The organism is Natronomonas halophila (assembly GCF_013391085.1).
Lineage (GTDB): Archaea > Halobacteriota > Halobacteria > Halobacteriales > Haloarculaceae > Natronomonas > Natronomonas halophila.
The window spans coordinates 2,081,193-2,104,455 of the sequence record NZ_CP058334.1 but is presented as its reverse complement, the minus strand read 5'-3'; the positions used below and the strand labels follow the sequence as shown (position 1 = coordinate 2,104,455).

The 23,263-nt window shown below is 64.3% G+C and carries 22 protein-coding genes; 4 read left to right on the top strand and 18 right to left on the bottom strand.

Features of this window, described 5'->3' with window-relative positions; all coding sequences use genetic code 11:
- Nucleotides 1-63: 63 nt before the first annotated feature.
- The 6 genes from HWV23_RS11200 to HWV23_RS11175 all read right to left on the bottom strand — a co-directional run bounded on the left by HWV23_RS11200 (nucleotide 64) and on the right by HWV23_RS11175 (nucleotide 7,338).
- A complete protein-coding gene (locus tag HWV23_RS11200; protein WP_178290484.1) occupies nucleotides 64-1,404 on the bottom strand; it encodes an RNase J family beta-CASP ribonuclease in 1,341 nt (446 codons plus the stop codon).
- A 225-nt stretch (nucleotides 1,405-1,629) separates the two neighbouring features.
- Complete coding sequence (locus HWV23_RS11195) at nucleotides 1,630-2,724, bottom strand: DUF5305 family protein (RefSeq protein ID WP_178290483.1); 1,095 nt, start codon at nucleotides 2,722-2,724, stop codon at nucleotides 1,630-1,632.
- Nucleotides 2,721-3,218 (bottom strand): hypothetical protein, encoded by a 498-nt coding sequence (locus HWV23_RS11190; protein ID WP_178290482.1) that lies wholly within the window; start codon nucleotides 3,216-3,218, stop codon nucleotides 2,721-2,723. The genes HWV23_RS11195 and HWV23_RS11190 overlap by 4 nt, the downstream gene beginning before the upstream one ends.
- Nucleotides 3,215-4,195 (bottom strand): signal peptidase I, encoded by a 981-nt coding sequence (locus HWV23_RS11185; RefSeq protein ID WP_178290481.1) that lies wholly within the window; start codon nucleotides 4,193-4,195, stop codon nucleotides 3,215-3,217. Before HWV23_RS11185 ends, HWV23_RS11190 begins: the two co-directional genes overlap by 4 nt.
- A 16-nt stretch (nucleotides 4,196-4,211) precedes the next feature.
- A complete protein-coding gene (locus HWV23_RS11180; protein WP_178290480.1) occupies nucleotides 4,212-4,733 on the bottom strand; it encodes a hypothetical protein in 522 nt (173 codons plus the stop codon).
- 121 nt (nucleotides 4,734-4,854) lie between these two features.
- Nucleotides 4,855-7,338, bottom strand: coding sequence for a bacterio-opsin activator domain-containing protein (locus HWV23_RS11175; RefSeq protein ID WP_178290479.1), 2,484 nt, complete (start codon nucleotides 7,336-7,338; stop codon nucleotides 4,855-4,857).
- Between the two features lie 196 nt (nucleotides 7,339-7,534).
- Here HWV23_RS11175 and HWV23_RS11170 point away from each other — a divergent pair, with 196 nt between their 5' ends.
- Nucleotides 7,535-8,278 (top strand): DNA polymerase sliding clamp, encoded by a 744-nt coding sequence (locus tag HWV23_RS11170; RefSeq protein ID WP_178290478.1) that lies wholly within the window; start codon nucleotides 7,535-7,537, stop codon nucleotides 8,276-8,278.
- A 123-nt stretch (nucleotides 8,279-8,401) separates the two neighbouring features.
- Nucleotides 8,402-9,190 carry a DUF7551 domain-containing protein gene (locus HWV23_RS11165; RefSeq protein WP_178290477.1) on the top strand — a complete coding sequence of 263 codons (789 nt, stop codon included), beginning with the start codon at nucleotides 8,402-8,404 and terminating at the stop codon, nucleotides 9,188-9,190.
- On the opposite strand, the gene HWV23_RS11160 is transcribed toward HWV23_RS11165, so the two are convergent.
- The 3 genes from HWV23_RS11160 to HWV23_RS11150 all read right to left on the bottom strand — a co-directional run bounded on the left by HWV23_RS11160 (nucleotide 9,191) and on the right by HWV23_RS11150 (nucleotide 10,741).
- Nucleotides 9,191-9,679 carry an SLOG cluster 4 domain-containing protein gene (locus tag HWV23_RS11160; RefSeq protein WP_178290476.1) on the bottom strand — a complete coding sequence of 163 codons (489 nt, stop codon included), beginning with the start codon at nucleotides 9,677-9,679 and terminating at the stop codon, nucleotides 9,191-9,193.
- An 82-nt stretch (nucleotides 9,680-9,761) separates the two neighbouring features.
- On the bottom strand, nucleotides 9,762-9,926 hold the full coding sequence (locus HWV23_RS11155; protein ID WP_178290475.1) for a DUF6757 family protein: 165 nt from the start codon (nucleotides 9,924-9,926) through the stop codon (nucleotides 9,762-9,764).
- A gap of 44 nt (nucleotides 9,927-9,970) precedes the next feature.
- Complete coding sequence (locus tag HWV23_RS11150) at nucleotides 9,971-10,741, bottom strand: PHP domain-containing protein (protein ID WP_178290474.1); 771 nt, start codon at nucleotides 10,739-10,741, stop codon at nucleotides 9,971-9,973.
- Between the two features lie 134 nt (nucleotides 10,742-10,875).
- Between HWV23_RS11150 and HWV23_RS11145 the strand changes: the two genes are divergently transcribed.
- A complete protein-coding gene (locus HWV23_RS11145) occupies nucleotides 10,876-11,163 on the top strand; it encodes a DUF5789 family protein (RefSeq protein WP_178290473.1) in 288 nt (95 codons plus the stop codon).
- A 458-nt stretch (nucleotides 11,164-11,621) separates the two neighbouring features.
- Here the strand turns inward: HWV23_RS11145 and HWV23_RS11140 are convergent, their stop codons facing one another.
- From HWV23_RS11140 to HWV23_RS11125, 4 genes are all read right to left on the bottom strand, one after another.
- Nucleotides 11,622-11,852, bottom strand: coding sequence for a hypothetical protein (locus HWV23_RS11140; protein ID WP_178290472.1), 231 nt, complete (start codon nucleotides 11,850-11,852; stop codon nucleotides 11,622-11,624).
- A gap of 24 nt (nucleotides 11,853-11,876) precedes the next feature.
- Nucleotides 11,877-12,428, bottom strand: a complete 552-nt coding sequence (locus HWV23_RS11135; protein WP_178290471.1) for a DUF7344 domain-containing protein — start codon at nucleotides 12,426-12,428, stop codon at nucleotides 11,877-11,879.
- A gap of 259 nt (nucleotides 12,429-12,687) precedes the next feature.
- Nucleotides 12,688-14,100 (bottom strand): DUF4393 domain-containing protein, encoded by a 1,413-nt coding sequence (locus tag HWV23_RS11130; RefSeq protein WP_178290470.1) that lies wholly within the window; start codon nucleotides 14,098-14,100, stop codon nucleotides 12,688-12,690.
- Nucleotides 14,097-15,395 carry a DUF445 domain-containing protein gene (locus tag HWV23_RS11125; RefSeq protein WP_178290469.1) on the bottom strand — a complete coding sequence of 433 codons (1,299 nt, stop codon included), beginning with the start codon at nucleotides 15,393-15,395 and terminating at the stop codon, nucleotides 14,097-14,099. Before HWV23_RS11125 ends, HWV23_RS11130 begins: the two co-directional genes overlap by 4 nt.
- Before the next feature lie 307 nt (nucleotides 15,396-15,702).
- On the opposite strand from HWV23_RS11125, the gene HWV23_RS11120 reads away from it, so the two are divergent.
- On the top strand, nucleotides 15,703-16,386 hold the full coding sequence (locus HWV23_RS11120; RefSeq protein WP_178290468.1) for a DNA repair protein RecN: 684 nt from the start codon (nucleotides 15,703-15,705) through the stop codon (nucleotides 16,384-16,386).
- A 34-nt stretch (nucleotides 16,387-16,420) separates the two neighbouring features.
- Here HWV23_RS11120 and HWV23_RS11115 read toward each other — a convergent pair whose 3' ends face one another.
- The 5 genes from HWV23_RS11115 to HWV23_RS11095 form a co-directional block, all read right to left on the bottom strand.
- Nucleotides 16,421-16,774, bottom strand: coding sequence for a hypothetical protein (locus tag HWV23_RS11115; protein ID WP_178290467.1), 354 nt, complete (start codon nucleotides 16,772-16,774; stop codon nucleotides 16,421-16,423).
- 61 nt (nucleotides 16,775-16,835) lie between these two features.
- Nucleotides 16,836-17,843 (bottom strand): hypothetical protein, encoded by a 1,008-nt coding sequence (locus HWV23_RS11110; protein ID WP_178290466.1) that lies wholly within the window; start codon nucleotides 17,841-17,843, stop codon nucleotides 16,836-16,838.
- Nucleotides 17,844-17,985: 142 nt separating this feature from the next.
- Complete coding sequence (gene alaS / locus HWV23_RS11105; protein WP_178290465.1) at nucleotides 17,986-20,781, bottom strand: alanine--tRNA ligase; 2,796 nt, start codon at nucleotides 20,779-20,781, stop codon at nucleotides 17,986-17,988.
- Between the two features lie 650 nt (nucleotides 20,782-21,431).
- Nucleotides 21,432-21,911, bottom strand: coding sequence for a hypothetical protein (locus tag HWV23_RS11100; RefSeq protein WP_178290464.1), 480 nt, complete (start codon nucleotides 21,909-21,911; stop codon nucleotides 21,432-21,434).
- Nucleotides 21,912-22,224: 313 nt separating this feature from the next.
- Nucleotides 22,225-23,202, bottom strand: coding sequence for a replication factor C small subunit (locus HWV23_RS11095; RefSeq protein ID WP_178290463.1), 978 nt, complete (start codon nucleotides 23,200-23,202; stop codon nucleotides 22,225-22,227).
- Nucleotides 23,203-23,263: the final 61 nt, after the last annotated feature.

The following is a 23,263-nucleotide window of genomic DNA, read 5'->3' as shown; positions in this document are numbered from 1 at the left end:
TATACGTGGTTTCGTTCAGAAGACCTGAATCGGCCGGCCGAGCCCGCGAACCGAGAGTAGGACTTACTCGACGAGCTGAATCGTGTTGCCGTTGCCCGTCGGGTGGAGGTCCTGACCGATTTTGTAGCCCTCGCCTCTCGCTAGCTCGACGTAGCCGGAGAGACCCTTCAGGTTCTGGTGGGCTGGGATGAGATGCTCCGGCTGGAGGGTCTCCAGCATCTCGTAGTGGCCTTCCTGACGGAGGTGGCCGGAGACGTGGATGTCGTCGTAGATGCGGGCGCCCTGCATGCCGAGGAGTTTCTCGGCCTGGTAGCGCTGGCCGACGTTGGTCGGTTCGGGGATGACACGGGCGCTGAAGATGACCTTGTCGCCCTTGTCCAGTTCGTACGACGTTTCGCCGCGACCCATGCGGGTGAGCATCGCCCGCGGCTCGCCCTGGTGGCCGGTGACGACGGGGAGGTACTTCTCCTTGCCCTCCTCCATGATGCGCTCGAAGGCGTTGTCGATAGCGCGGCGGCGACCGTACATTTCGAGGTCATCGGGGTAGTCGGTGATACCCAGTTGCTCGGCGGTGCCGCTGTACTGTTCCATCGAGCGGCCCAGCAGAATCGGCTGGCGGCCGATATCCTCGGCGAACTCGATGAGCGAACTCACGCGGGCGATGTGGCTGGCGAACGTGGTGGCGACGATACCGCCGTCGTAGTCCTCAAGCGAGTGCATCACGTCTTTCAGTTGTTCGCGGGCGACGGATTCGGAAGGCGTTCGGCCCTTCTTGTTCGCGTTCGTGCAGTCCTCGATGTAGCAGAGCACGCCCTCCTGTCCGATTTCGCGGAACCGGTCCATGTCGATGGGGTCGCCGATGACCGGCGTGTGGTCCATCCGCTTGTCGAGGCCGTAGACGACGGCGCCCTCGGGCGTGTGGAGGACCGGGTTGATGGCGTCGATGATGGAGTGGGTGACGTTGACGAACTCGAGTTCGCAGTCGTCGCCGATGTCCATCGTGCCGCCGGGGTCCATCTTCACGAGGTCGTTTTGGCCATCGTACTTGTCGTCGTCGCGAATCTCCTCGCGGACCAGTTCGATGGTAAAGGGCGTCCCGACGACGGGGGCGTCGTAGCGGTGTGCGAGCTTCGAGATGGCGCCGATGTGGTCGAGGTGGCCGTGCGTGGGCACGATAGCCTGTACCTCGCCGTCGAGGTCGCTCATCACTCGGTCGTCGGGGATGGCGCCCATGTCGATCAGGTCGAGACTGTGCATGCTTTCGGTTCGAACGTTGTCGTGGATGAGCACCTTCGACAGGTTCAGCCCCATGTCGAAGATAACGATGTCCTCACCCGCGCGGACGGCAGTCATCTGCCGGCCGACCTCTTCGTAGCCGCCGATAGTTGCGATTTCAATTTCCATTATTTGGATCCGATCATAGCAGCCCGAATCCCGACAAAGCCGAGAAATCAGGAGAGAACAGCGGACGTTGGGTCGCCGCGGCACGAATCGTGAGCGGCGAACCCAAAGCGACCATCTCCCAGGGGGACGGCGCGTATTTCGGTTGCTAATGGTTAGTGCTTCGAGCGGTAAATACCCGCTGCATGGCGCCGGATATCTATCCGCATCAAATAACAGTCCGAATCGCTACGACTCCGGCCGGTTGCCGTTATTGAACACGAAGCCACCGACGGTGTCGGGATAGAAGACGAAGACGGCCACGCTCGTCATGACGGCGTAACACTCCTGGTCGGCGTCGTAAATCACGCGCGTATCCGAGTCGATGGCGACGTCGACGAGCGCTTCGAGCGACTCCACGGGCACGACAAGCGGGTGGTCGGCCAGCGCCGGGGGGAGTTCACCGCCCGAGATCCATTCGCCGTAGCGGAGGCGGTGAAGCGTGACGCGCTCGCGGTCGGCATCGAACTCGGTGCGGCCGTACCGGACCGTGCCGAGAAGCACGACACCGAACAACGCGAGGAAGCCGAACACCGGCGTCAGATGCGGAACGACGACGGGACCGAGGGTCGGAACCGTCGGCTGGAACACCTCGGTCGCGACCGGTTCTACCTTCGACGTCGTCGTTCGGTGTTCCTCTCGGAGTTCGAGCGCCGGGATGCGGTAGGAGTCGTCGCTCACGGCGAGTTGGGTCTGGTCTTCGAGGGTACCCTCGTAGCCGTCGCTCGCGTATACCGTTTCGATGTTGAGGTACGCGTTCACGAGACCGGCGTCCCCGATTTCCTCGCGCATCGCCTCCAGCGTCGCCGCGATATCGGCGACCCGAAGCGACACGACGCTTTCGACGGTCTCGCCATCGCGTTCGATGGTACCGGACGTTGCCGTCACGGCCTGTTTCTGCTCGCGGAAGACGCCGTCTTCCCTCGAGGACGCTTCGTAGACGATGGAGACCCGCTGGTCGACCGCGACGCCGTCCGGCGGTGCGCGCGTCGTTGCGGTCACCGTGACGTTCGGCGCGACGCTCCGGACGTATACCGGTTCGTCGGTCAGGTTCTCGCCGGCGGTGTACATCGCGTGGTCGCCCTCGACGGTCGCCGTGGTGGTCGTCTCGGTTTCGACGACCGACCGGTCGGTGACCTCCGCCACGGCCATCGTCGGCGGGAACAGCATCGTCAGCGCGACGCCCACGACCCCAACCAAGAGGAGGAGCGCGCCGAGTTGTCGAATCGTTCGGCCGCTCGTCGCGACGAGATACCGGATTTTCGCGGAGGCAGTCGGCATCATGTGGTACTGTCCTCGATGGCTGCGCTCCGGTTCGTGGCGACGGCGTCGATATCGGTGCCGTCCGCGGACGCGTCGAAGACGATGCTCTCACCGACGTAGGACGTGTCGTTACCCACGTAGACGTCGATTGTGCTGCTTTCGGAGCGGTTCAGGTCGGTGGTGTACTCGTTGCCCACGTTGACGCCGTCGACGACGAGGTCGGCTTTCGTCGCCGAGTCGCCGTCCAGCGTGACCGTCACCGTCGCGGCGCTGTCGAGGTTGTTGGTGACGACGACGAGTTGGTCGGTATGGTCGATTCTGACGCCCGAGGCGGTATCGAGCCCGAGAATCGCCTGTGGGTCGTCGGCCACGCCGAGGGAAGCCCCGCGGCCGACGTCGCCGGTCGAGTAGGATGCCGCCGGCAGAACCGTCGCCCCGACGAGCAAAACGGCGACCAGCAGGACGGCGAGGGGAAGAATCCGGACGGTTCGCGCCCGGGAACGGCCACGACTCATCGGGGCTTCCACCACGCGCCGCGTGACCGCGACTTGCTTACGATTGGCGCCCGGCCGTCGACGACGAGCCGGTGAACCGCATACAGCGGCGCGACGATGGTGCCGATGGAGGCGAACGACGCCGCCACGGGATGAATCGCGTGCAGGCCGCTGACGAGACGGTAGGGGAGAACCGCGGGGTAATAATGGGTCGTCACCGTGGCCTCGTAGAGCCCGCCGGTCGACTGTGCGGGAACCTCGATTTCGACGTCGGCGGTGTCGCCGTTCGCGACCACGTCGAGGACCGTGACGCCGCTTCCCTCGACGAACTGGTAGGTAAATCGAGGGCCGGCAGCGACCTCGAACGACCGGGTCGCGGACTCGCCGACGGCGATGATGCGGCCGCCACCGTCGTCGGTGACGACGGCGGTAAAGGCCATCGTGTAGGTCGGCACCGCGTACGCCAGCGCGAGGGCGGTCCCGACGACCGCGGTGAACACGAGCGGCGTCATCAGGTCGTTCACGCGAACGAGGTCCCGAGCGCGGGGATTGCGTTCGATGAGGCCACCGCCGAGCAGGACGGCGAGCACGCCGAGCGGCCAGTACGTCGAAAGGGCGGACGCGATGCCGGCAAGCCCCGGGATGACGATGGGTTGGCCGCGGACGGCGAGAACGGTCCCGACGACGCTCTCGTCAGTCACGACGGGGTGGCCGACGGCCTGGTCGGTGGATGGGTTGTTGTCACCTTGTGTGATGTAGCCGTCGTCAGTAACCGCGACGACGCGGTGTGTGACGTACTCGCCGCGGGACTCCGAATCGAACGTGATGATGTCGCCCGCCGTTATGTCACCGGCCGGCCCGACGATATAGCCGTCACCCTGTCCGATGGTGGGTTCCATACTGTCGCTGTAGACGTACGAGAGCTGGAGCGGCGTCCCTGGCAGTACCAACAGCAGGAAGCCACCAACCGCTACGAGTGCCAGCGCTCGTCGAATCATGAAAGAAGCGGCGAGGTTAGTTCGCCGAGATGGTCAGCGTCCCGTCCAGGTCGGTCGCACCCGAGGCGACGCCGCTGGTGTCGACGGTCATGACCGCGCGAATCTCCTCGGCAGCGGCCGCGGTCCAGGTAACGTCCGTCGCACTGTCGACGACGCCTAGGGAGGTCGCGTCCGTCCAGTCGGTCCCCTGCTGGAACAGTTCGAACGTGACGCCGGCGGTGCCGTAGCCCAGTGTGAACGAGCGCTGGCCGCCGTCGTTGTTGGTAATCGAGAACGCGTAGGACGAACCGATGTTCGTGCCGTCGCCGTAGGTGAACGTGCCGTTGGTGTTGAGGTCCTGAACCGAGACCGAGAGCGCGTCGCCACTCTCGGTGACACCAGTCGTCGAGCCGGCGTTGAGCCCGATGAGCGCCGAGGACGCGTCGGTCGAGACGGTAAAGGTCGCGTCACGAGTCACGTTAGCGTTGGTGTAGGCTGCTGCGCCGACGCTGGTTCCGAGTATCGCTCCCATGCTGGCAATCACAGTTCTGCGTTGCATACTACTCCGTACCACCTCTTCACGGACGTGTAGCACTATTGACGTTCAAAGGGGTGAGTCGGGTACAGCTTGAATAGTAAACCCCCGCCGCGATTCGGCGGGAAACCGGCGCGTCGAAACCTCATGCGGGCGGGTCGTCGGGCGTCGATACCGTCAGAATCTGGCGGAACGCCTCGTCGAACAGGCGGCGTTCGGCGCTCCGGATGTGCTGGTAGACGGCCTGTGCGGAGATACCGAGTTTCTCGCCGAGTTCCTCGCCCGTACAGCGGCGCGGCGATTCGAAGTAGCCGTTGAGATACGCCATGTGGACGACTTCCCGCTGGCGCGGCGTGAGCGAGTCACGGAACGCGAGCAGGCGGTCGTAGTCGCTGCGTTCCTCGGTGTTGGTGCGTTTCGTGCGCAGCGACGCCGACGGATACCGCTCCCGGATGGCGGCGGCGACGTCCCGAACGTCCTGCGGGTGGGCGAGTTCCAGCGTCGCCCGGACGGAGTCCGCGGTCGCGAGCAAGCGCGTGATGCGAACCGCATACTGGTTCAGTTCCACGCCTAACAGCGGCACTTCGAGGTGCAGTTCCACGGCGCCGCCATCGTCGTCCTCGGTCGCAATCGTCACGCGACGGACAGCGTTCATTTCCTCGGCGACAGTCTGGAGATGGCTCGGCGACTCACCGTGGACGGTAACGAACAGCCGACAGGTATCGTCCGGCTCGGAGATGACGCCGGTGACCTCCAGTTCACAGCCGGCGTCGGCCGCGAGGCGTTTGAGGGGGTGGTCGTCGGCCGTGATTTCGAAGGTGAGTTCGACGGTATCGGACGCCCGGATGCCCTGCCGTTGCTCGATGGCGTGGACCGTTTCACCGACCGAGGACGCGACCGCCGACAGCAGGTCCGCGAACTGGCCGCTGAACGCCGCTCTATCCCCCGCAAGGACGGAGAGCACGCCGAAGGTAACGCCCTCGGCCTCGATGGGAAGCGCCATCGCCGACTCGACGCCGTGAGAGAGGGCCGTCCGCTTCCAGGGTTTCCGCTGGAGGTCCGTCGCCGTGTTCGCGACGCGAACCGCGTCGCCGGTCCGGGCCGCGACGGCCGCCGGTTCGTCGCTCGACCCGGGTTCGAAATCGGCGCTGTCGAGATACTGGGGGATATCGCCGGCCCATACCTGCGGTTCGAGGGCGTCCGAGTCGGTCCGCGCGCCGATCCAGGCGAGTTTGACGCCCTCGATGCCGCTCAACTGCTCGCAGACCACCTCGAAGACCTCCTCGCGCGTCTCGGCGCTCAACAGGGTGTCGTTGAGTTCGCGGAACGCGGCGTTGATGCGTTCGAGCCGCTGGAGTTCCGCGGTCTGCTCGCGGAGTTCCTCCCGACTCGAATCGATTTCCCGTTCCTTTTCGATGCGCTCGAAGGCCGCCGCCGCGGCGTTTGCGAGTATCTCCGCGAACTCCCGGTCGTCGCCGTCGAAGGACGTCGCCTCGTCGTAGCCGGCCGCGAGCACGCCGGCCGAGCCGATGGGTACGAACAGCGTCCGGCCATCGTCAGCATCGTCCGAAGCGTGTTCGAACACCGAGGCCCCATCGACGGTGATAGTCGTCCCGTCGATGAAGGCGCGAGCGGGCGGCTGAGAGGGGTCAAGCGGGAGTTCGTCGATAACACTTGGTAGCGACGTGGCGTCGACGACTTCCAGCCAGTTTTCGGCCGGCGCGTGGCGGAACACCGCCGCCCGGTCGGCCGCGAGCAGGTCCTCGACTGCCGAGAGGACGCTGCCGGTGACCTGCCGGGACTGTTCGGCGCCGACGATGTCGGTCACCGCCGAGTGCAGCGCCGATAGCGTCTGTTCGTACCGCTTGCGTTCGGTGATTTCCCGCGCCTGCGTCAGGACCAGCGAGTGGCCCTTCACCTCGATGGGTTTGAACTGGAGTTCGACCCAGAAGCGCTCGCCGTCGGGGCGCCGACAGCACTCTTCGGTGCTTGTCGTCCCCTCCGCCGTCGCCCGTCGCAGGTACTCGACCAGCGTCGGGTCCTGCTCGTCCTGTGGCGGGACGCTCCGAATATCCGAGATACTCATCGCCATCAGTTCCGCCTGATTCAGCCCGAGGATGTCCCTGAAAGCGGGGTTGGCATCGACGAAGGAACCGGTTTCGGGGTCGTTCAGCGCGAGGCCGTCGACGGCCTTCTCGAACAGTTCCCGGTAGCTCACTTCCGCGCGCTCGCCTTCGACTGCGGTTTCGATACGCTGGGCCAACACCGGGAACTGCTTGGCGATATCCGACTTCTGGAAGTAATCCGTCAGGCCGGCCGTCACCGCCTCGCCTGCGACGTCCTCCGAGCCCTTCCCGGTCAGGAGGATAAAGGGGATATCCGGCCGCTCGGCCCGTACTTCATCGAGGAGTTCGAGCCCGTTCATCCCCGGCATCTCGTAATCCGAGATGACACACTCGACGTCGTCGTCGAGTTCCTCGAGTGCAGCGTCAGGACCGTCGGCTGTTCGGACGGTGAACGCGCAGTTTACGCGTTCGAGGCTGTATTTCACGAGGGTCCGCATCTGTGGGTCGTCGTCGACGTGCAGAACGATTATCGGGTCCTGCCGCAGGACGGGATTTGAGGTCATTCGGGGGGCGTCTACACGAGTTACGAGAGACGATGTCAACGAATCATCGTGTTTATATAGGTGCTTTGGCCGTCCGTAGGTTGTTCACCGGCAGTATCCGGTCGAATCCTCTCAAAGAGCAGTCCTCTTAAGGAGCATCTCCCGCGCGCGCGAATCACGCACGTTTTTTAAGGGGGCGCGCAGAAGATGGTCGTATATGTTCAAGGCTATCGTGAGCGCGGACACGCTCGGGGCGGCGCTGGACTCCGTGAGCGTGCTCGTAGACGAGTGTAAAATCCGCCTCGACGAGGAGGGCCTCACGATTCGCGCGGTCGACCCCGCCAACGTGGGCATGGTCGACCTCGAACTCTCCGAAGCGGCGTTCGAATCCTACGAAACCGACGGCGGCGTCATCGGCGTCAACCTCGACCGACTCGAAGACATCGTCGGGATGGCCGACTCCGACCAGCTGGTCCATCTCGAACTGGACGAGGAGACCCGCAAACTCCACATCCAGATCGACGGCCTCGAATACACGCTGGCGCTCATCGACCCCGACTCCATCCGCCAGGAACCCGACCTGCCGGACCTCGACCTCTCGTCGGAAATCGTCATCGAGGGCAAGGACATCGACCGCGCGGTCACCGCCGCCGACATGGTCTCGGACCACATCGCGCTGGGCGTCAACCCCGACGACGAGGAGTTCTACGTCGAGGCCGAGGGCGACACCGACGACGTCCACCTCGAACTGGGCCGTGAGGACCTCATCGACCTCACCGCCGGCGATGCCCGCTCGCTGTTCTCGCTGGACTACCTCAAGGACATGAACAAGGCGATTCCGAAGGACGCCGAAGTGACGATGGAACTCGGCGAGGAGTTCCCCGTCAAGATGCACTTCGACTTCGCCGAGGGCGACGGCCACGTCACCTTCATGCTCGCACCGCGCATCCAGAGCGACTGACGACCACTCTCCCCGTTTTTCTCCCTCTCGCTACCGCCGACAGCCGCTCGGCCGTCCATTCCCCGGCCGATACCCCCGCTCGGAACCGAAGCCACTATTATCTTTTAGGCTGGCCTAAACCATATGAGCGGGAGCACGCTCGCGGACATTCGACGGCACCTCGAATCCCTCTCGGACCCGAAGGGGCGGTATTACCTCGTCTGTGCGCGGACCGGCGAGCGGCCGTTCCCGGCCGACGGCCTCCGCTTTGCCACGCGGAAGACGGCCGCCGAAGCCGCTGACGCAGCCGCGGCCTATCGGGCGGAACTGCGCCGATGGGACGAGCTCTTGCCGCCGCGGGATTTCGTCGTCTGCGAGGACCCCTATCTCTCGCCGTCCGCCGACCTCGTGGATTTCTGCCACGAGGTCGCGGGCGCCGTCTTCGAGACGCTCTCGACCCGCGGCTACGCCGACATCGAAAACGCCGTCATCGACACCTACCTCGAGGCCGCCGAGCGGGTCGAGGACCGCGACCGCCTCTGTCTCCTCCTGCTGGAGTGTATGGCCCAGGAACTGGCGACGCTGTCGGCCGACGAGCAGGCGACGGTGCTGCGGGCCGCGAGCGAGCGGCTGTCGGAGCCCGCTGCGGCGCTGGACCCGATTTCCGGAACGCTGGACCGTTTTACGCGGCTCACGCTCATCGAGGGCTACGAATACCGCCGCGAGGACGACGCCTGGCAGGTGGCCGTCGACGGCTACGAACTCGCCGACGGCGAGGCCCTGCCGACGCTGCCCTTCGCGGTCGAATACTTCCGGCGGAACCCCGAGGGGACGCCCGCCATCCGCGCGGCCGAACGCGACGAGGACGGCTGGCGGTTCCGCGTCGTCGACGACGCGTCCGCGCCCGACGGGCTGGTACAGGTCGGCGCCTGATTACTCCGAAACCGCGGCTTCGACGTACTCGACGGCGTCTTTCGGCGTCTCGACGGCCTCGAACCCCTTTAAGTCGATATCGTGGGTGTCCAGCCCCGCAATCGGACGGCCGAAGTCCAGCGCGTGACCCAACTCCGAGAGCGTGCCGGCGGCGCCGTCGATAGCGATTGCGGCGTCGCCGTTGAGGACGACCATGACGTTGCGGGCGTTGCCCATCCCCGTCGCGATGGGTGTGGTCACCCACTCGTTGGCGTCGCCGGGGCGCTCGGTGGGGAGGATGCCGATGGTTTCGGCGTCCGCCTCGCTGCTCGCTCCACCCGAGGCCGGGCCCCCGGCCTCGTGGGCGCCCTTACAGACGGCTTCCATCGTCCCGCCCAATCCGCCACAGACGACGGTGTGGCCGCGGGTCCCGAGCAGGCGGCCGACCTCGCGGGCGCGAGCGTAGGTTTCGTCGTCGATGCTGGAGCCGCCGATGACGGACACGCGCATGGCGGGAGATAGCGGGCGGGCGAAAAGTGGCTTCCGGCGGCGCCGCTGGCGGTGCGGGCGACGGGAGAAGGGGGAGGAGGCGTTATTCGCCGAGCGCGTCGTCGATTTGCGACTCGAAGTCCTCGAGGACCTCGGAATCGGAGAGTTCCTCCATCCGCTCGCGGAGGTGCTCCTCACAGAGGCCGACCTTGAGATGGTTCTTCTCGACGGCGACGGCGGCCTCGTCGTCGCAGTAGTGACACTGCATGCACGGGGATACGGTATCGACGGGTTTCAACCCAGCGTTCGCGGCTATAAGGCGGCCCGGAACCGGCGGTACTCCTCGCGGTCCAGACCGGCCTTGCCCAACTCCTCGTCGTGGGCGTCGCTGCCGCCGGTCACCAGCAGGTCGTATTCCTCGATGGCCCGTTCGATGGGCCTGCTGTCGACCTCCCGGCCGTAGGCGTAGTGGCCCTCGACGGCATCGAGGTCCGCACACAGGTCGAGGGCGGCCTCGGGGTCTTCATATCGGAAGGGATGGGCCAGCGAAACGAGGCCGCAGGCGTCGTGGAGCACGGAGACGCCCGCCTCGAAGGTGGGGATGTCGCGGGCGACGAAACAGGGGCCGTCGTCGCCGATGAGTTCGTCGAAGGCCTCGGTGTAACTGTAGTCGGTGGCCTCGTCGATGGCCCGCGCGATGTGGGGCCGACCGAGGCCCTCGCGGGGTTCGACGGGCAACTCGACGCCGAGGCGTGCCTCGACGTTCTCGATGATTTCCCGGCCGCGCTCGATACGGTTCTGCTGGAGGTCCGAAACGAGGGCTTCGAGTTCGGCGGTCGGCGTGACGCCGTAGCCGAGCAAATCGACCCGCTCGGCCTCGGTTTCGACCCGCAGTTCGATGCCGTGGATGACGGTCACGCCGTCGAGGGTCGCGACCGGCGTCGGTAACTCGGGGTGGATGCGGTCGTGGTCGGTGACCGCGACCGCCGAGACGCCGGCCCGCTGGGCGGCCTCGGGCAGCGTCGACAGCGTGAGTTCGCCGTCGGAGTTCGTGGTGTGGACATGGAGGTCCGCAACGACCATACCCCCAGTCGCCGCCGCACCGTCAAAGCCCCGACGCTTCGTGGCCGCCGAAGTATAAGGAGCCTAGACGTCTCATTATTGGAGTAGGCCGTTTATAGCAAACATTCATGAAGGACTATCGGCTGAACCGAGACATGCAACTACTCGCCAACGTGGAAGACGCCATCGACGCCCACTCGTATCCCGCCACCGCCGCGGAACTGGTCGCCGAGTACGGCGACCTCGAACTCGAAACGCCCAACGGTACCGAAACGTTCGGCGACGCCCTCGAACGCCTCGGCGAGACCACCTTCGCCGACGCCGAGGAGGCCCGACTCGGCGCCTACTCGGCCGTCTCCAGTGACGCCATCGGCCGGCAGAACTACTCGGACCGCGATGCGCCCTCCATCGGCGAGAACGGCCGGGATCAGGTTTCCTTCTAGCCACGACGCGTGGCTACGCCGCGACTATCGGACACCTCGCTCGGCGAATGCTCGTGTGGGCGACCGAGTAGTAAATCAAAACGAGTCACACGACGGGTCTCGTACCGCCTTTGCCCTCACCGCAGGTCGACCAGCGATTCGTGAATAACACATCCGGACCGCTCGTTCGACGGCCAGTCCGCTGACAACCCACGCGAGACAGAAGGCGGTATATAACCCGACCACCTGCGCGATTTCTCCGACCGTCAGCCTACTGAGTAGAAGAGCGATGACCGCGATCACATTTCGATACCCCTCGTTTACTCATATGCGTACCTCGTGCCGAAACGCGGTAACCCTTCTCTCGGCTCTAACAAACGTCAGCCGGGTAGTAGGGGCGGCCTTTCGGTAGTGTCAGTTCGTCGCGCTGGAATCATTGCTGGTTCGGCCGGTTAGGAGTCCATCCGGACAGCGGATGTTCAGTCCGTAGTCTCGATGGGCGCGGTCATCGAGTTACACGCCGAACAGGAACGTGCCTCTTCACTTAAATAGACGGTGCCGCACTCGGGACACTCATGCAGCAGGTTCGTCGTCGAGCGGTCCGCTACCTCGTCTTCCGCGTTTCTTTCGGCGTCCTCTTCGTTTCCGGTGGAATCGCTGGTGTGTGACCGGGTGAGTATCGACTCGAGTTTTGATGTTATTGTTGACATTTTTGTAGTGGTTTCGATGGGGTTCTATCCCTGTTCGTACGCGTGAAACGCTGCAAGGCCGGCGACGCCCAGAGAGAGGCCGACAAACGAGAAGGCGGCCCCGATACCGCCGACGATGCCCGTCACGACGCCGAGCAGGAGTACCAGTGCACTAACGCCGAGAAACTCCACGTAGTGCCGCTTCGATGAACGGGTATCGGCCTCATCGTCGTAGAGGTACTCGTCGAGTTGCGAGGCGGCTGGTGTCCGCTCGATGTGCCCACGTTGCCGGTCGAACGTTAGTACACCCATACTGTCGAGTTTGGGGAGGTGCGACTGATAGAGGCCGACGTAGACGCGTTTCCGCTGCTGGGAGTCGAGCGCTTCGGGCGTCGTGTCATTCTCGATGGCTGCGATGTGTTCAGCGAGGTCGCTCAACGTCACGCGGCCGTTCTGTTCGTTCAGGTATTGGAGGACTCGACGGCGACGAGCGTTTCTGAGCGCATCGAATACGGTGTCTAACCCCAGATCGACGGCTCGTTCCTCATCGCTATCCCGTTCGGTGTCGGAGGCGGTCGAGGCCGACGCGCCCCCCACATCGGACGGCGAGTACTCCTGTTTAGTCCCCCCGTTCAACGTGAGGGTCCCCCGCTCCCGCTCATTCTATTCGGACCATACTATCCATATTTAAATTATAGGCCGCCTCTACCCGTAAGGCTGGGGCTTGGTGTATAATGGAGAAGTTACCATCTTGCTACGCGGAATCCGATACATCTGCACGCACGTCCGAACGGCTGCCGCATCGTGTCAGAAATAAAACCGACACCGCGTGAATCGTTCTATGGCACCCGGACGTTCAGTTCTCCACGTCCTTCCGTAGCCGCGTCTCCCGGTAGTCGACGGCCACCTCGAAGGGGAGACACGCCTTGCAGAAGTCGACGCCGAAGTCGGTGAGGTGGATGCTCCCGTAGACGGTCTTGGCGCGTTTGGCCTTCTCGCGGGCCTCCTCGATGTGCGGCTGGGCTTCGAGCACCTGATACTCCTTGAGGTTCTCGACGGGCTGGTCCGAGAAGACGATGAGACCCAGCCGTTCGAGGTTCTGGAGGTAGATGGGCGTCCGGTCGGCATGCCGACAGCCCGCGTCGCTGCCGATGCGAGTGAGGTTCTCGGCGATGACCGTCGATTTGAACGGGATATACCCCTTGTCGTGGACGTCCATCGAGGCCTGTCGGCCCTCGGTACCGAGCAGGCGAAGGATGCGCGCCTCGTCGGCCGCCAGTTGGTCGAGAATCGACGGGAAGGCGGGATGGAGCGTTTCGTCGCGGCCGATTTCGGCCGATTGCGAGAGGAGTTCGGTACCCCGCTTTTGCAGCGCCTCGCGGGTCATCGGCCGTCTGGAGGTGGTTTCGTCCTCGTGGGCCTCCAGCCAGTCGGCGCGTTCCTCGCCGACGTCGATGCCCGCACGCTGGAGTTCGTCTAGGGCGATGGCGCGCATCTCGGTGAGCAGTTGGGCCGGCGACTCCGAGGTAGAGGCGGCATACGCCATCCGGGTGCCCGTCCGGATACCCGAGTCGACCGAGTAGCCGGTCGCCCGCTGGGTCATCGCGGCGCCGACGCGGGCCATCCGGAACAGGTCGACCGCACCCTCGTCGTCTATGTCCTCCTGTGTGACGCCGGTCAGGCCCGGGATGGGGAAGAGGCGGTCGATGCCGCTGCCGCCCGGGTCGGTAATCTCGACGATGGCGTCCTCCAGACCCGTACGGAACCGTTCGACGTCGGCAGCGTCGATACTGCTCGGGTCGGTGATGCCCGCCCCGACGACGTCGAAGAGGTCCGCCAGCGTCTCCTCGGAGGCGGTCGTGGTGCTGGCGATGGCCCCCTCAAGCACGGCCAACAGCCCCTCGACGTCGGTTTCGTCGAGGTCGTCGGGTTCGACGAGGCCGGCCTCCAGCAGCGACAGCAACTCGGCGACGGCTTCCGGGTCCGTCCGTGCGGGAACGGCGACGGCCGACTCCAGTATCGACAGCAGGCGGTCGAACTGCCGGTACTCGATTTCCTCCTCGTTGATGGCTTCCTCGAGGAGTTCGAAGGCCCGGTCGATTTCGGCCGGCGGGAGGTCGCCGGTTTCGTCCTCGGGGACGTCGGTCGGTGCATCCTCGGCGGCGTATCCGGGCGGTTCCTCGCTGCGGTCGGTGTCATCGAGGGCCTCGTCGGAGGTCTCGGAAGCGTCGCCACCGTCCTCACGGTCCTCGCCTCGGTCGTCGCTCATACCGCGGTCACCACCAGTAACTGAAGCCACCCGGCGATGAAGCCGAGGATGGCCCCGAGCAGAATGAGCATCCATTCGTCCTCGACGAAGGCCGGCCGGAGCAGGCCGACGAAGTCCCGCGAGGAGAGGTTGCGGATTCGGTCGGTCATGAGTTCCTTGATGGCCTCGCTTCGTTCCTCGTTGAATTCGGGGTCCTGTAGCGGTTCGATGGTTCGTTCGACGCTCTCGGAGGCGAAGGACTCCCGGATGCGTTCGTATCCTTCGCTACCGGTCGTGATACGGATAAACGGTCCGGCCACGCCGACCGCGTGGTCGACCTCCGGGCGGATGGCATCGCGAACCATCTTCCGGGTGCGGTCCGACTGGGTGCCGTGCATGAGGTTCTTCGCGACGTTGCCGATGGTAACCACTTCCTGAGAGACGATATCGGCGTACTCCTCGGCGACTTCGCCCTGCCGTTTGATGAACAGTCCCTGCAGGCTGAAGGGGCCGAGTTTCCGCTCTTCGATGGGCAGGAAGATTATCTTGAGCGCGATCCAGTTCGTCAGATAGCCGACGGCGACCCCACAGACGGGCAGGACCCACCACGCGTCGATATAGAGGAAGAACGGTATCGAGAAACAGCCGAGCACCGTCCCCAGCAGGAAGCCGGAGTTGATGATGAACTTGAGTTCGTGTTCACCCACCTCGATGAACAGGCGGTTGAGTAGTTCGGGGTTCTCGTCGAGGTGGTTCGTAATCATCTGGTTGATATCCAGCAGTTCGTCGATGTTGTCGCCGATGCGCTCGGTGATTTTCTCGGCGATAGCCGGGAGTTTCGACTGCACGCGGGCGTGAATCACCTCCCGGACGGCCCGGGGGGTGTTGTGCCACAGTTCGGGGTGTTCCTCTTCGAGGACCTCCTCGGTGAGTTCGCGAATCTCGTCCTCGGAGTTGGTCACGATGTGGCGGGCGATGCGCTCGGGGTCGAACGTCTCGTAGAACTCCCGTTCGGTCGCGATTTTGGCGATGCCCTTCTCGGCGGCGATGGTGCCCATCCGGGCGGACCGCGAGGGGATGATGCCCTGCCAGCCGAGACGCCCCTCGATGATGCCGGGAATCTGCTTGAGTTTGCGCGGCAGCGCGGGGGCCACCTGCTTGAGGCCGGGCATCCGAATCCCGACGAACTCCGTCGGGTAGAACAGCAGGCGGATGGCGACCCAGTTGGTGCCGTAGCCGATGACGCCCGTGATGAGTGGGATGAGTATCAGGCGCCATTGCAGGCCGTAGGGCAACGCGGGGAGCAGTCCGTTCATGTGTCGTCTCCCGGGAACTCGTCCGACTGAACCGACGCGGGCGTGGCTTGCCGCGAAAGCCGCCGACTGTGGCCGGAACCCGGCACCACGCTCGCTCTCACAGTTCGGTATCTCGGGTACGTAACTTTAAGCCTTTCAAGCGTGCTGCGGGGCCACACGGACCGATTTCGCCCGTCGACGGCCGCCAGCCCCTTTCGCGGACGCCGCCGACCCGAAAACCAGCATCACCAACTAAAGACATTGAGAGACATTAAAAGGTTATTTACGGCAAAGGTTAAAGTTCTTGCCGCCGAACCGTCAGGCAGCCATGAGCGACGACAACTCACCACTTAGTACGCTCTTCGAGTTGCAGCGGAACACCATCAGACAGACCGAGGACGCCCTCGAAAGCGCGCTTTCGGTTCCCCGGGAAGTCGGCGACAGCCTCCATGCGGGCGCCGAAACACAGCAGGAACTCCAGGGGCGGGCCCTCAACCTCACCCGCGAGTCGGTCCACACGTCGCTGGACGCCGCTGAAGCCATCTCCGGGGAATCCGCGACGCTCGATGACCTTCGGGAGTCCGTCGACGAGACGTTCGATACCCTCGAAGAACAGCAGGAACAGGCCTTCGACACCGTCGACGAGGAGTACGACGCCCTCGGCGAGACCTACGACGAGTTCAGCGAGGACACCCTCGAGAACCTCTCGGAGCAAATCGACCTGCTCGTGGACCTCAACGAAGGCCTCGAAGACCAACTGGTCGACTCCCTCGAAGAGGTCACCGAGCAGTTCGAGGACCTCCAGGAGGAACTCGACGAACAGACCGAGGAGGCCCGAGAGCAACTCGAAGAACAGGCCGATGAACTCGCCGACCGCTTCGAGGACCAACTCGACGAACTCTCCGAGCAGTTCGAAGAGCAGGCCGACCGCTTCGACCAGCTCGAAGACCGCATGGACGAGCTTGGCCTCGGAAGCGGAAGCGAGGCCGAAGAGAGCGAAACCGAAGAATAACGCCGACGTTCCGCCCTAACCCGGAGCCGCTGGCCTACACGCCGGGCACGCCGAAGGCGCCGACGCCGAGGTCCAGCACCGTGTTGAGAACATAGAGGATGACCAGTGCCGACACCCACGCGACGGCACCGATAATCGCCGCGTCGACCCAGCCGCCCGGGTAGCGCCATTTGATGACCCAGACCCATGCGATGAGGGCGATTATAAGGCCGATGAGGGGAATCCACGACGTCAGCGCCCACGCGATGGCCCCAAGCAGGGCGGTGATAACCGCGTGGCTGTAGTCGTCGACGTCGGCGATGACCCTGGCGCTGATATAAATCGCCAGACCGCCGACGAGCAATGCGACGAGGAACGCGACTATCGAGCCGACAAACGGGATTGCCATAGTGGCTAGCTCGCGCGGCAGTCCCCTATACCCTGTGGCCACCGGACGCTACGCCGACACGTCAGGACCGCCCCGCCAGAAGGGCGATTGCGGCCAGCGCCAGTGCGGTCACGCCGAGACCGAACCCGGCGCCGCTGCCGGGTGTCGGTGTCTCACGAAGGCCGCCGTCGCCATCCGACGGTTGGCCGCCGCTCTCCGTGTCGGTCGTGGCCGGCGTCGCCGTCGCGGTGGGTTGGGCCGCGAGCGTCGCGGTCGGCACCGCCGTTTCGGTCCTCGCAGCGGTCGGTGTCGACGGTGCGTCGGTCGTCGCTGCGGTCGCGGTCGCCGTGGCGGTCGGCGTCTCGGGTATCGGCGTGCTCGTTTGAGTCGAGGCCCCCTCCGCCGACGGCGGCGGGCCGAGTTGTTCGCGGGCGTCGGCCTCGCTCTCACAATCACAGACGTAGAAGTAATGCGAGGTGGTGTCCTCCTCGACGTACTCGCCCTCGGGGTTCGTCCCGTTGAGGTAGCCGGTCATCTGGTACCAGCCGGGCGCTTCGGGCATCGTGTAGCAGGGGCCGTCCGACGAGCCGGCGCCCTGCTGGGCCCGAATCGCGTCCTCGGGGTTGACGAAGACGGGGTCACCGCCGAAGTCGCTCTCCTGATAGAACCGGAGGTAGAGCCCGCTTTCGCGGAAGTCGTTGGTCTTCATGTGCTGGACGAGGTCCTTGTCGCTCTGGGTGCCGGAGTTGTTGCCCCCGCGGTCGAGGCCGAAGGCGGCGATATTGCCGACGCCGCAGGCCGAAAAGTCAACGCCCTCGCTTTCGACGACGATTGCATCGAGAGTCGCCCCGTTGGGTGCGCCGGCCTCCGCGAAGGCGTCGGTTCCCTGGAAGAAGTACCGGACCGTCGCCCCCTCGGGGTTCCGGTCGCCCGGTTGGTGGTCGGACGCCTCGGGGAGCGTGATGGTGAGGTTCCCGAGGTCGCCGTGGTTGGCTGCCGCGGGCGCCGCCGCCCCCGTGAGAATCACGATACTGGTGGCCAGCGCGACCGCGACCACGACTCCTAACGACGCACACGTCGGCTTCGGCATCGTCCGTTTCTCCGACCGAACCACAAAAGGGCGTCTGCCGCGTATACGCGGGGACCTTAACCCGTCTATCGCTGGCGTTTTATTAGCTTTCTAAATCCGAAACGGAACATGTTCGGGAGAGCCCCGTCGAAACCGGGCTCCTTCAGGCTTCGCGGAGCTGCCGCAGCACGTCGGGGGCCTCCTCCAGCGCGTCGTCAAGCTTGTCGGTCTCGGGGCCGCCGCCCTGTGCGAAGTCCGGCGGGCCGCCACCGCCGCCGCCGACCTTGGCTGCGAGTTCGCTGACGACCGCGCCCGCGTTGAGGTCGACGTCGTCGGGCACGGCGACGACGAAGGTCGCGCCGTCCCGTCCGCTACCGAGGACCGCGACCTTGCCCTCCTCGACGAGGGCGTTGGCCGTCGCCCGGAGTTCGTCCATGTCGGCGTCGACGCGCTGGATGACCGCCGTCGCATCGCCGAGGTCGACCTCCTCGCCCTCGCTGCCGCCGCCCTGGGCGCGCACCTCGGCGAGTTGCTCCTTGAGGTCCTCGATCTGCTTGCCGCGTTCCTTCCACTCGGTGAAGAACCGCTCGGCGGTGTCGGGGACCTCCTGGGGCGAGACGTCGAGGGTATCGGCCGCATCGTAGAGGGCGTCCTCGGTGCGCTGGGTGGCCTCGATGGCGGCGTCGCCCGCCGCGAAGACCAGCCGTTCGACGCCGTCCTGCACGCGCTCCGTCGAGAGGATTTTGATGGTGCCGATGTCGCCCGTCCGGGTGACGTGGGTACCCGCACAGGCCTGAACGTCCTCGGCGACGTGGATGAGACGCAGTTGTTCGCCCGGCGGGATGCCGCCCTGATAGAGGTCGAAGCCGTGTTCCTCCTCGGCCTCCTGTCGGTGGGGCCACTCCTGTTTGACCGCGAGGTTGTCGGTGACGATTTCGTTCGCCACGCGCTCGATGCGTTTGACCTCCTCGCGGGAGATGCGCTCGTAGTGGCGGATGTCGAACCGGGAGGAGTCGGTGCCCTTCTGGGCGCCGGCCTGCCGGACGTGGTCGCCGAGTACCTCGCGGGCCGCATGCCCGATGATGTGGGTCGCGGTGTGGTGCTGCATCAGGCGCTTGCGCCGGGTGCCGTCGATTTGCCCGCGGACGAACTCTCCCTTGCCGGGGTCGCCGTCGGTGCGGTGGAGGACGACGCCATCGATTTCCTGTACGTCGGTGACCTCGACAGTCACGTCGTCCGACGACAGCGTGCCGACGTCGGCCGGTTGGCCACCACCTTCGGGGTAGAACATCGTCTGGTCGAGGACGACGTCGTAGCCCTCGCCGTCCTCACACTCCACGACGTCGAGGACGACGGCCTCGAACTCGGTGCGCTCGGGGTCCTCGTAGAACAGTTTCTCCGTGTCGGGGAGTTCCGCGATGCGGTCTTCCTGTTCGGCGACGGCCTCCTCTTCCTCGAAAGCCTCCTCGCCGCCGTGGCGGGCCGCCACCAGCGAGTAGAAGTCGTCCGGAATCTCGACGTCAGCGCCGTGGTCGTCGGCGATTTCCTCGACCATATCGGGCTGGATACCCTGCGAGTCGTAGAGTTCCAGTACTTCCTCAAGCGGGATGGGTTCGCCCTTCTCGGCGTACTCGCTGGCGAGGCGTTCGACCTGTCGGCCGCCACGTTCGAGCGTCTCGCGGTACTTCTCGACCTCGGTGCGGACGATGTCGCGGATGGTATCGCGGTTCTGATAGTCGAGGCGGTCGGCCTGCATGTCGACGAGTTCGTCCAGCGGCGCGTCAACGCCGACGTTGTCACAGAGCCGTTTGGTCCGCCGGAGCACCATCCGTGCGAGATAGCCCGTCCCGACGTTCGAGGGGACGATGCCGTCGCCGAACATGTAGGCCAGCGTCCGACTGTGGTCCGCAATCGCGTAGATGTCTTCGAGCGGTTCGACCAACTCGCGGAGTCGACTCGTCGAGACGTCGAGTTTCTCGGCGATGTTGTCGCGGGCGGCCTCCACGTCGTCGACGTCGTCGATATCGAGTTGGCCCGAAAGCCGCGCCGCACGGTTGACCAGCGCGAGTTCGTCCTCGGTGTATTCGAGGCCGGCGTTGTCCTTCAAAAAGTCGATCATCTCGGGGTAGACCGCCTCGTAGACGGTCGGCGTCCCCTGGGACATCCACGTCCACCGCTCCAGCCCGTAGCCGGTGTCGACGATGTACGTGTCCATGAAGGAGTAGGTGTTGCCGTCCTTCAGTTCGTAGTCGCCCTCGGGGTCCTGCTCCATGCACATGAAGACGAGGGTGGCGAGTTCGAGGCCGCGGTAGATGACTTCGATTGCGGGCCCGGCGTTGCCGCCGCCGACCCACGGGTCCTCGATGTAGGTGACGTCCTCGATGTCCGCCCCCAGTTCGTCGAGCAGCGTGTCGCAGTATTCGACCGTTTCGTCCTTCCAGTAGACCTCGCCCTCGTAGGCGTACTGGTCGGGGTCTTCGAGGTCCTCGCGGGCGTTGAAGGCGTGGTGGGCCATCATCTCGAAGGCCATCGTGTGCCGGCCCGTCTTGCCCACGTTGTCGATGTCCTGCATCCGGATGCAGGGCTGGCTCACGGTCAGGGGGTTCGCCGGCGGCGGGGTCTGTCCCGACGTGACCAGCGGCTGGAAGTCGTAAATCGACGCCTGCGTCAGCAGGACGTCGTCGCGCCAGCGGTTGGCCGCCACGGGATAGGGGTCGATACGCTCGTGGCCGTGCTCCTCGAAGAAGGAGAGGAACGCCTCGCGCATCTCCTCCAGCGAGAACTCCTCGTCGAAACCCGGCTCGCCGATGAACTCGTAGTCGGCACACGGCGGTTCCCCACACAGTTCCCGGTCCTCATCGCGGGTCCAGAAGTGCGCCCCACACGACGGACACTCCTTCCGTACGAACCCCTCGTCGTGGAAATACTCTAGTTGATATTCCTCGTCGAGGTCACTCATTACCCTTCCTTGGCCCGTGGGCGGCTAAAGGGTTTTCGAGCGAACTTTTTGCACGGGCGGCCTGCGGCCGCCCGGCAAAAATCCATGCGAATCGCCTCCGGCGATTTGCTGGATGACGAGAGTCGCCTCCGGCGACTCTCGAACCACTTCGATGAAAAAGACACGGCGGCCTTCCCGACGGTCAGGCCTTGGTCCCGCGCTCGCTTCGCTCGCGCGGTGAAACGCCTCCCTACGGTCGGCGTATGCTACCCGCCGTTCAGGGCCAGCAAACGTGAGGGCGTCATAGAACTCTTCCCAAGACTTGTGTTCAGCATACAATAAACAAATCGACTGGTCAATAGAGTGTGCACACTAAGCGGTTAGTTCAGTACCTTCTTTATGAAACAAACATGTCCGCCGTGCTGACTACATACTCTGTATCTCGCACGCGGTTACTGACAACTTCCGAGACTGGGCCAGAACAGGAAGTTGGCCTATCATGAACTCGTCGCAATGGCGTCGTCCGATCTTGATGTAGGCCTGGCTCACATCTCTTGTATGAGATTTCAACAGAGTCGCCGGATGGGGAACGCATATTAGATGGACCTGCCGTGGCTGCTGTGGATCTTGTAGTGAAGTGGGACGTGGTACCGACCTCTGATTGTCGATGATCAGAGATGCCGTTTCGTCTCTTCTGATGGATCTTTTACACCAATGTGCGCTCCCATCATAATGACCGAAGTCATCATTACCACCGTTGGGAGTACCAATAGCGGCGGTGTCGCCACAAAGAGTACCGTGCCGATAATCGCGAAGATACACCCTAAGACTCCGTGCAGCAGTCGGATCCATATCTGACGAACGGACACGTAGGAGTACACGTTCAGCGTCTCAAACGGCCCCCAGGAATCACGATCCGGATGATTTCGGATATCGGCCAGTGGAGCCAGTAGCAGAATTGCTGTGTACCCGCTCCAAACGAGTGCGCCGATGACCCACAGTATGGCGGCACCCAGGAATGAATCACCGACCACTGGGATATCCGCGAAGACTGCGTAAATGGGGATCTGGGCGAGTATCACGACCAGCATCGCACTGAGGGTTGCTGTGCGTGAATCCCGGATTCGTTTCGATGCCAATACAAATTCCATAGGTGATGAATTGAGAGACGTGAGTTAGACCTCACCCACGATCGCCAGTTGAATCTGGTCGACCCGGGTCTCTGCTTCAGCCCGGGGCGTTTGTGCCAACAATGGATTCACCTATTATGAGTTTTGACCTTGTCACTTCCTTTGCCATCGCCATTGCCGTTTCCGTTGCCTTGCTGGTCTCCTTGGGTTCCGCTGTAACCCTCGGCTGACTCACCGAACTGGTTCAACATTTGCCCCAAGAATCCGAGATGCTGTACTGAACGACACCTGAGTCCCCTGTATTGACCGGAACGAGGGGTCCGAACAGTTGTCGCTACTCCTCGTCCAACGCCAGCGACGCCAGCAACGCTTCCAGTTGCACCTGCTCGTTCGCGCCGGCCGTAATCCGGTAGTCGGCCTCACCGACCCGTTCCATCAGGCGAACGGCCTCGCGTTCTTCGAGTCCGAACTCCCACACCGAGCGGTGCATCTGGTCGATGATGTCGCCGCCAGCGATACCCACATCGCGGAGGAGCGTATCGAGTTGGGAGCGAGCGGCGGTGAAATCACCGTGCATGGCCTTCGAGACCATCTCCTCGATTTCCTCGGGGCGCGCGGTAGAGGTGATGGTGTAGACGGCCTCCTCGTCGACGACCCCGCCCATGACGGCGGCGGCCTGCAGGCCGTTGATGGCCTTCCGCATGTCGCCGTCGGCGGCGTAGACGAGCGCATCGACGGCGTCGTCGGTCATCTCGATGCCCTCCTCGTCGGCGATGATGCGAATCTGCTCCTCGACGGCGTCGTCGCCGAGCGGCGAGAAGCGGAAGACGGCACACCGGGACTGGATGGGGTCGATAATCTGACTGGAGTAGTTACACGAGAGGATGAAGCGAGTGTTATCGGAGAACTGCTCCATCGTCCGCCGGAGGGCCGACTGGGCGTCCGACGTGAGGGCGTCGGCCTCGTCGAGGAAGATGATGCGGTGGTCGTAGCCGCCAAAGGAGGCGCGGGCGAAGCTCTTGATGCGGTCCCGGACGACGTCGATACCACGCTGGTCGGAGGCGTTCAACTCGAGGAAGTTCTCCCGCCAGTCGTCGCCGTAGACTTCCTTGGCGATAGCCGTCGCGGAGGTGGTCTTGCCGGTGCCGGCCGGCCCCGCAAACAGCAGGTGCGGCAGGTCTTCCTGTCGGATGTACTCCTTGAGGCGCTGGGTAATGGCCTCGTGGCCGACGACCTCGTCGAGCGTCTGTGGGCGGTACTTTTCGATCCAGATTTCCCGCCCGCGGTCGGTTTCGGCGGCAGCCTCACTCATGCCCGGAAGGAGTGGGTCGCCGGCCATAAACCTCCCGAGAGCCCCCAACGTATTTTTGCCG